The following is a 2,658-nucleotide window of genomic DNA, read 5'->3' on the forward strand; positions in this document are numbered from 1 at the left end:
CATGGTCGGACAGCAACGCTGAATAGACCAGGGGTACCCGGAATCCCCCGCCGCCCAGGATGGTGAGGATCATGGGAACTCAGAGCCCCGCGGCTGCGCGGCTCTTCACGAAGGCCTGGACACACGCCTCGACGTCCTCGGAGCTGTGCGCGGCCGAGAGCTGCACACGGATCCGGGCCGCTCCCTTGGGTACCACGGGGTAGCTGAACGCCGTGACGAACACTCCGTGGTGGAGCATCTCGTCGGCAACCTTCGCTGCCGCCACGGCGTCGCCGAACATCACCGGAATGATGGCGTGCTCGCCGTCGAGCAGCTCGAAGCCTTCCTCGCTCATGCGGCGCCGGAACAAGGCGGCGTTCTCGAAGAGCCTGGAGCGGAGCTCGCCCGAACCCTGGACCAGCTCAATGGCCTTGATGGTGGCTGCGACGATTGCCGGGGCCAGGGAGTTGGAGAACAGGTAAGGGCGGGCCTTCTGGCGCAGCATGGCGACGATTTCGCTGCGGCCGGAGACGTAGCCTCCGGAAGCGCCGCCAAGGGCCTTGCCGAACGTGCCGGTGTAGATGTCGATCCTGTCCGAAACACCCGCGTGTTCCGGGGTTCCGGCACCGGTGGCTCCCATGAAGCCGACGGCGTGGGAATCGTCCACCATGACCAGGGCGTCATGCTTTTCGGCGAGATCGCAGATGGCTTCGAGCGGCGCGAGGTAGCCGTCCATGGAGAAGACGCCGTCCGTCACGATGATCTTGCGCCGGGCCGGAGCTTCGCCGCTCGAGGCTTCGATCAGCTTGGCTTCGAGGTCAGCCATGTCCTGGTTGGCGTAGCGGAAGCGCTTGGCCTTGCTGAGCCGGATGCCGTCGATGATCGAGGCGTGGTTCAGGGAATCCGAGATGATGGCGTCCTCGGCCCCGAACAGGGACTCGAAGACACCTCCGTTGGCGTCGAAGCAGCTGGAGAAGAGGATGGTGTCCTCGGTTCCGAGGAACTGTGAGACCCGGGCTTCGAGCTCAAGGTGCAGGTCCTGGGTGCCGCAGATGAAGCGGACGGAGGCCATTCCGAAGCCGCGCTCGTCCATGGCGGACTTGGCGGCCGCGATGATGTCCGGGTGGTCTGCGAGGCCCAGGTAGTTGTTGGCGCAGAAGTTCAGGACGGCGTTCGCCGGCTGGCCGAGCTGGCCTGCGGAGATGTGGCTGGCCTGCGGCGAGTCGATGTGCCGTTCGGTCTTGAAGAGGCCCGCGGTGCGGATCTCTTCAAGTTCGCCCTGCAGCTGGTCTTTGATGCTTGAGTACATGGTGGCTCCTGGTACTGGGGTCTTGGGGAGGACTTTACGGTGTCTTAGAGTTCAGCGTTCTAGAGTTCGGTCCAGTCGAGGACAACCTTGCCGCCTGTGCCGGCGCGGGCGATCTCGAAGCCCTTTTCCCAGTCGGCGGCGGACAGCTTGTCCGTGACGACGGCGGAAATGTGGCTGTGCAGCACGGGGTTGGAGGACAGCATGGCACTCATGGCGTACCAGGTTTCGTACATTTCGCGGCCGTAGATGCCCTTGAGGGTCAGCATGTGGGTGACCACTTTGCCCCAGTCGATGTCGATGGACTGGCTGGGCAAGCCAAGCATGGCGATGCGTCCGCCGTGGTTCATGTTGTTGATCATCTCAGGCAGGGCCGTCGGATGCCCGGACATTTCCAGGCCGATGTCGAATCCTTCGCGCATGCCGAGCTCGAGCTGGGCATCCTTGACGCGCATCTTCGACACATCAACGGCGAGGTCCACGCCCATCTTCCGGGCGAGTTCGAGGCGGGGAGCGGACACGTCCGTGATGGCGATCTTGCGGGCACCGGCGTGGCGCGCGACAGCGATTGCCATGAGCCCGATGGGGCCGGCACCTGTGATGAGCACGTCCTCGCCGACGAGGGGGAAGCTCAGTGCGGTGTGGACGGCGTTGCCGAAGGGGTCGAAGATGGCGCCAAGCTCCGGGGTGACGGAGGGATCGTGGTGGACCCAGACGTTGGTCTCCGGAATGACAACGTATTCGGCGAAGGCGCCGTCGCGCTGCACGCCCACGGACACCGTATGGATGCACATCTGGCGGCGGCCTGCGCGGCAATTGCGGCAGATGCCGCAGACCACGTGGCCTTCACCGGAGACGCGGTCACCGACCTTGACGTCGCGGACGTCCTCGCCCACGGACACAACTTCGCCGTAGAACTCGTGTCCCGCGATCAAGGGAGTCTCGATGATGCTCTGCGCCCAAGCGTCCCAGGACTGGATGTGCAGGTCCGTTCCGCAGATACCGGTGGTCATGACGCGGATCTTGACGTCGCTGGGACCTGCCTCCGGTTCGGGCCGTTCGACGAGTTCAAAACCAGCGTGGGGACCGGACTTGTAGAGAGCCTTCATGGGTCTTCCTAACTCAAGGGATTGGGCCGTTTGTGTGCCGTTTCACTTCATTGAAGCCCCACGGACGGTTTAGCACAACTAGGTTTTTCTCAATCAACGATTTAGCATTTGCTAAATGGAAGTACATCAGCTCCAAATGCTCAGGGAACTAGGAGATCTCGGCAGTGTCAAGGCCGTGGCCGAGACGCTCATGGTCACTCCCTCGGCCGTTTCCCAGCAGCTCGCCCTCCTGCAGAAGTCGGTGGACGTGCCCTTGACCCGCAA

General features: G+C 63.4%; 3 protein-coding genes. 1 reads left to right on the plus strand and 2 read right to left on the minus strand.

What is annotated here, in order from left to right; all coding sequences use genetic code 11:
* Positions 1–79: 79 nt before the first annotated feature.
* The gene (locus AHiyo1_RS05595) at positions 80–1,288 is read right to left on the minus strand and encodes a glycine C-acetyltransferase (protein ID WP_059387880.1); all 1,209 of its coding nucleotides are present in this window, start codon (positions 1,286–1,288) and stop codon (positions 80–82) included.
* 59 nt (positions 1,289–1,347) lie between these two features.
* The gene (tdh, locus tag AHiyo1_RS05600) at positions 1,348–2,394 is read right to left on the minus strand and encodes an L-threonine 3-dehydrogenase (protein WP_059387881.1); all 1,047 of its coding nucleotides are present in this window, start codon (positions 2,392–2,394) and stop codon (positions 1,348–1,350) included.
* A gap of 115 nt (positions 2,395–2,509) precedes the next feature.
* Between tdh and AHiyo1_RS05605 the strand changes: the two genes are divergently transcribed.
* Positions 2,510–2,658 (plus strand): LysR family transcriptional regulator (locus AHiyo1_RS05605; RefSeq protein WP_148667484.1); only part of this gene is annotated, 149 nt, incomplete at its 3' end.

Origin of the sequence: Arthrobacter sp. Hiyo1, from assembly GCF_001263615.2 — a bacterium.
Taxonomy (GTDB): domain Bacteria; phylum Actinomycetota; class Actinomycetes; order Actinomycetales; family Micrococcaceae; genus Arthrobacter.